Raw genomic sequence first — 6642 nt, 5'->3', positions numbered from 1 at the left:
CCTCCTAAATCATCAAATAAGTCCATACTTAAGTAATTCCCATGAAAATCAAAATTTGCAAATCCTGAATTGTTAGTATTACTATCAGTGACAAGTCCTTTTAAGAAGGCTTCTAAATCACGTCCCATTGGACATTGCCCAGATTGCACATAATATTGATAGTCTGTTAAGGCCTCAAGTGCTTGTCCTGTTTCTACAACACTTTGATTTGAATCGTAATTGACATCTTCTGATATAATACGTTTTATCTTACCTGTATAAAGATTTGCATTAACACCACAAATAGTGCCATCACTACCGCTTGGTGGATTTGGCATTACAAAGCCTGGATAGTTCCCTAAGTTTAATAAAGGATCTCCAGGGTTATTAGCATCTTCGCCAATACAAACATTATACGTTCCTTTTGAATTAGCATACATGTTTGCAAGTACACTTTTTACACGATCTCTTACAGAAAGATATAGATTACTGTATATTGCCCAAAGCTCTTCTTTTTCTTCCACAGTCATGCTTGCAATTTCAGAAAGTGAGACATTACAAGTACTACTTATACTATTGCACCTAACTGTTGAAAGTGCTGTAAGTAACATTGGATTATTTGTATCTTCATAGCTAGCAACTATACTTTCCATAGCCGTACGATGAAAAGGAGTAGAAGTCCCAGTTCCGAAATCAAAAGGTAAATTATTAAATAAAGGATCGTTCGCGACGATCGTATTTAGGGTATTTACACCAAAATAATTATTTTCAACATCTGCAATCGGAAGTTGTTCTAAATAGCTTTGATAACCATCAATATTTATAGTAATGTTCACCGTATTTCCTTGACTATCTAGCATACTTAAGCCATTTGTAGTAAGTTGACATAGTTCATTTGCAAAGTATGAATAACTATATTCTGGGTGAAAGGCAACCAAAGATTCTGCCCATTGATCTTGCCAAAAGCTTAGAAAATCATTTAAGTTTAAATCTTGAGGTTCAATTGTAGCAAACCCAGCATTTAGTGGATCTTCATCTACTTCTGTAAGCCCATATCCATTTCCTTCAATTGCAATTAATACTTTTACTACAGCACCGTTATTATCATAATAATGATATGGGTCATCAAAATTGAGATTTAAAGGTGTTTTCCATGAATAATGATCTTGGGACGCTTGTCCATAACTAGTATAGATGTCATCTATAAATACGCTTTTCAAAAGATTAACTTCATTAAAAATACTAAGTTCAATAGCAATATCAACAAGTTCATACTCTCCATCTCCATTAAGTTCACTGACTTGCATACCATATTGCCCTACTTTTTTCATATCGTTGACTAAGATTTGCTTTGTCACTATACATGATATTGAATTTGTTGCATCTAGAGAAGTATTTGAATTTGCATTTATAATACCACCATCTGTACATGGAGCCATACATTCGGCTACTAACAAATCGTATTCTCTTTCAAAACGACTTGTTAATGCTGCGATTGTATCATCGTCTTCTGGACTACTTAGTCCGTATGCATTTACCTTTGTTTGTGTGTAATCATCTTTATCAGTTCCCAAGGAAGCTACACATTCATCACAGGTAACAAAGCAGTCTTCAATTTGAGCTTGTACATTAAAATCATCAAGACTCAAAAGACAACCTGTAGCTTGCGCATCCGTTATATATTGATCTACATAGTCATTTAAAGCAGCTTCATTTACAATCAATGTTTTTTCAATAGCAAGATCTCCTAAGGGTGGAGTCACAGAAAATGTTTGATTGAAATCAGCATCAATAATTCTTTCTTCATTCAACAAAACATTCCCGCATTCATCTTTTAGTTCTATATCTAAATCATATTTAAATGTATATCCAGTAATATCATCACAAAGTTCATCAACATATGTATTGTTGATTTTAATATCGTATTCAAGTTGATGTTCTATTCCTGCTTTGATAACTGTTCTAAAACCATTGTATCGCAATCCATCATTTATATTAAGGTTTGCAAAGCGTCCAGTATTTATCAAAATATTATTATCTATTGTAGTATCTGGATCACTACTGTTTATTTTATTAAGTAAATCTTCCGTAGTTGGATTGTGAAGATTATCCGTTTCTTCATCTAATAATCCATCTAAGCTTTGAGGATTATCAGCGGCTAGTGCAGTAGCTATTGTTCTTCCTTGTGGATCTACGTAACTTACGCTCACTTGTCCATTAGGATCAACAACTGTATTTTTTTTATAATATATATCCCATCCGATATCTGAACCAAAAAGACGATCTAATTCTTTTTGAAATGGTTTTCCATAAAAGTATTTCATTTCATGACCATTACCCAATTGATGTGTTACTCCAACACCACTTTTCCGTTTAATACGGCCAGTGTTATCAGGTGTGTATTGAATTTGAGAAAAAGGGTAATTTTGTGCATCTGGAACTGCATCATGAAATTCACTATTTCCATCATAATTCGCAGAGTAATATTTACTTGTCCCAGATGTGTTTTTCATTCCATCCGTAGGAACTTCACAGTTATTAGGGTCACTTGTATTTTCATCCCAATCAAAATCTAAATGTGAATACTTTTTATCACTCGTATTTATATTATGATTTTGGTAATATTTTAATTCATTACTAGTAGTAGGTGCTGGAAGTATTTCAATACCAGGACGCCCTTGATTATCATAAATTACTTCTCCAATAATAGCATTATCATCAGTATTGATTTTTGTAACAGTTTGCCTGTTTCTAAGTGTTCCATCAAAATAACTTACGACTTCTTTCTTTTTACCTTCTTCTGCATAACTTGCTTGAAATTGCCAATTTTTATTTTCCTCGTGTCCATTAACGATTGTATAATTCCAATCACCCAGTGTTGAATTTTCAGTACCAGTTTGACTCCAAGCACCATAAAAATTTGTGAGATAGTCATCAGAAAAACGACCAACGGCTCTTACTCTGCATACAATATATCCTTTGTCATATATTTTTGGAATTTCATAGTGTAATTTTTTTGTATTTACGCGCGTATTGTTTCTTTGAAATTGTTTCTCTGTAAGCGAAATTTCATTTGCACCTTTAGAAGTTGATAAGGTTTCTCCGTAATTATCAACCCAAGTCCATTCTACATCATACGATACAGCTCCTTCTAAACTATCCCATGCTAATAGATATTCACCTGCATTATCAGGGTTCATAGTAAGTTCATACATTGATGGAGTATCTGAAGGAGCAAAGTTATTGGAATACACTACTTCATTTGAGCCTCCAACCTCGGCTATACTAATATTATTTAAATAAAAGGTTAATGGATTTGGGAAGTCTACAGCATTAGGATGTCCTGGAATTGTAAGTCCTCCAAAATATATTTGGTATACACCATTACTATTAGCAGTAAAGCTATAATTATAGCTCGTATCTCCTGAAATGTTTGAACCACTGTGGTGTAACCAATTTGTTCCATCACCTATTTTTCTTGCCAATGCATAAAATCTACTGTCAATTTCCATATCTAAATCAAAACTGACCTGGTATGTTTTTCCTGCTTCTAAAGTCGGCTGCAAAATAGCATAATTAAAATTTTGATTGACAGTAACTTTTAGACGTTGATTTTCTACGGATATGGTTGTGGTACCATTAGGAACAAAATCGAGATTTTCCGTATTAATATTTGTGTTAGAAAATCCATTCACACGAATAGCATTAAACCCAATACTTAATTTGATATTTTCAGGAACTTCGTTTACAACAGTATTCGTGGCCGCATATGTAGTGGTAATATTTTCTATGTATACTTTAGCACCATACCTATTTTGTATGTTATGATATACCTGATCTAAACTATTACCAATATTGGCAAACGGTTTGTGTTCAACTTTTAATATATGATTGTAGCCATCTGTTTCAAATGTTCCATCTGACAAAGCAGGAAAAATTTTCAACTGTAATTCCAATGAATACTCAACAAATGGCGGTGAATCGGTATCAATCTGAAGTAATACATATGCTTCAGGACTATACGTCGTACTATTAGCACTTCCACTTTCTACAAATGAAATGAAATCATTAGGTAAACTATTACTAAAATTAGTATGAGCATCTTGAATTTGTTGCGGTGTATATTCGCTATTTTCATGGACTCTAGGAATTTCTCCTTGCGCATGTCCTAAAGTAATAGAACATAAAATGCTTATCCATAGGATAGTTTTAAATAAATATGTTGATTTCATCACTTTCATTTGTTAATTTTTATATGTTGAATAGTCAAGACAGAACTTTATAAGTTGTAAAATGATTTACTATTTAGTATTGACTTATTTTGAATTCTTTATATGCTGTAGTAGGAATTATTTTTGATCCTTTTTTTTGGATGTAATAATTTATTTGAGCAATACTTTTTTCCTTCTCGGACAAGTTATTTTCAAAATTAAAGAGTGTAATTTCCATTTTCGGGTTCCCAGATTTTTCTTCTCCATCTTCATTTTTATACGGAACATTTGAAAGGAAATACAATATTTGTTTTTCAATCAGAGCAGTTTCTTTATTAATAAAAATTTCAACTTTCCCATAAGGTAATTGTGTTATAACATCTGTTGTTAATACGCAAATCCATTGATCACCATTATCCTTTACTTCTTTTGTTTTGAAAAATTTTATGAAAGTGTCTAATAATGCTATAGGAGATTGACTCTCTGTAGTATTTGTAGTGTGTTGTACAACCAATGCCCTTTCTACTTCATTACATTTAATAGAAGTTTTTGAGTTTGTATCCGAAATAAAAAATGTATTGTTAATTTTCGAATACATAGTTTTATCAAATTTTATAAGATTCCCTTGATACGTAACAGATGGACTCTCTTCTGTATACGTGTTATACCATTTATAATGCATATCAAACCGCATATTTTCGTTCGCTTTCATTGTGTTTTGCGTCTCCATAAGAATTTGATCTACTGTTTTGGTTTGTGCAAAACTGAACCCTTGAAAACACAATAGAAATATGATACTTAACAATTGTATTTTACGTTTTACGTTATTTTTTATAGCTATCATTATTGTGCTTGTTTTTTACTTTTTGATCGTGTTTCTTGAATGGTATATACTCCTTTTTCCGTTTCCTTTTTCACTCGTACCAATCCACCTTCCTGATCATACTCGTAGTACGTTGCATAGTTGTTTTCATCTAACTCAGCCATAAGACGCTGTGTGTCTTTGTCATACACAAAACTTTTCATACTTCCGTTAAAAGGGAAAACTCGAATGTCGTCAAAGTAGCAAGAAGTTCCAGTGTTTAGACATGATAAACCTATTCCGATTACTTTAAGCGGTTCTTCATTTGAGTCATCAGCAGGTTTGGGAATTGATACAATTCCAATTATTCGCTGCCAACCTTCAATAATTTTTCCACTAGGATACATTGTAATCGTAGGCAAAGCAGGAGTTAAATCATTATTTCCCGCATAAAAGTTAATCTCCAATACACCATTGGTATATGTTTTTTTTGTTTGACTATTACTTTCTTTCACCCAACCGCTAATGATGTATTTTTCGCCAGGTAATGGATAAAAAGAAGAACAATTATTGTCAAATGTTTGCGCCTTAACTAAGCTACTTAGTAGTATTGCACTTATTATTAGTATGTATTTCATAAATTATATCTTTTAATGGCTTATGTTCAATATCATTAGTGAGTCATTTGCATTGTTAAATGCGAACTCTCCGTTAGTAATCATAATGGTTTCATTACACTGATCGTCTCCATTATTATCCGTTATGGTATAGGTTATTTTATGTTCTCCTGTGTTAGGAATTATCCATTTATAGATATATAACCCTGTTTGATTGTCATAAGAAACTTCACTAATTGATCCTGATGAATAATTAAAAACTAATGAAGGGCCTGTATTTAGTGGACCATCAGTTCCGTAATTCAATAGTATTGGGATTGCAATTTCATTATTAGATATTAGTCCGATACCTTCATAGCTACATGTTGGCACACTGTCACAATCACAGTCAGGATATTGAATGATATCACATCCATTATTACACGAAGGTTCGCAATCTAATCGTGTCCCTCTTTCTACACAATCATTGTACAGTCTTTTATGAATAGATGCGCTTCTTCCTCCTTCAACTTTCATACTAAATCGACCTGTATGAGATTCTTCTTCTGTGATGATAATTTCATTTTCTGTAGATGATAAACTTGAAATTCTAAAGTGAGTGTTTACTACATCTTCGGAAGTTCTATCTTCAAAACCTTCATATCCCATTTGTCTGTATTCACTATTGGAAGCAACAGCAACAGGAAGTTTATAATTATAACCATACTGCGCAGATGAATGTCTACCCAAAGCATCTCTGTTTTCTAGTTCTGCACCATATGGAGAATATTGTGTCACTTCGCTGGCAAAAGTCCAATCGGTATCATCTGTTTTCCATTTTTCTGCTAAAGCGTCATACGCATAAAAAGGAGAGAATTTCTTAAAAAATCCACTGTTTCGTTTTGAACCTGTAGCTGAACGCTTGGTTAAATATGCATATGATTTTACCGCACGCCAATCTCCTTTGATATTGTATAAAAATGGATTAGTTTCATAAAAATTAGGATACTTTACCAAATGATGTTCTGAGCCTTCAAAAGCTAATGAAGGATAT

The 6642-nt window shown here is 32.7% G+C and carries 4 protein-coding genes; all 4 read right to left on the bottom strand.

Annotated elements, in window-relative coordinates; all coding sequences use genetic code 11:
• The coding region (locus ACUUYC_RS25365) for a DUF6443 domain-containing protein (RefSeq protein WP_474270635.1) at positions 1–4211 on the bottom strand (4211 nt) is incomplete at its 3' end.
• Between the two features lie 73 nt (positions 4212–4284).
• Positions 4285–5034 (bottom strand): LolA3 family protein, encoded by a 750-nt coding sequence (locus ACUUYC_RS25360; RefSeq protein WP_474270633.1) that lies wholly within the window; start codon positions 5032–5034, stop codon positions 4285–4287.
• Positions 5034–5630 carry a hypothetical protein gene (locus ACUUYC_RS25355; RefSeq protein ID WP_474270631.1) on the bottom strand — a complete coding sequence of 199 codons (597 nt, stop codon included), beginning with the start codon at positions 5628–5630 and terminating at the stop codon, positions 5034–5036. The genes ACUUYC_RS25360 and ACUUYC_RS25355 overlap by 1 nt, the downstream gene beginning before the upstream one ends.
• Positions 5631–5642: 12 nt before the next feature.
• The coding region (locus tag ACUUYC_RS25350; RefSeq protein WP_474270629.1) for a hypothetical protein at positions 5643–6642 on the bottom strand (1000 nt) is incomplete at its 5' end.

The organism is Kordia sp. E (assembly GCF_056033805.1).
The sequence above is the reverse complement of the archived record's forward strand: the minus strand, read 5'-3'. Positions and strand labels throughout refer to the sequence as shown.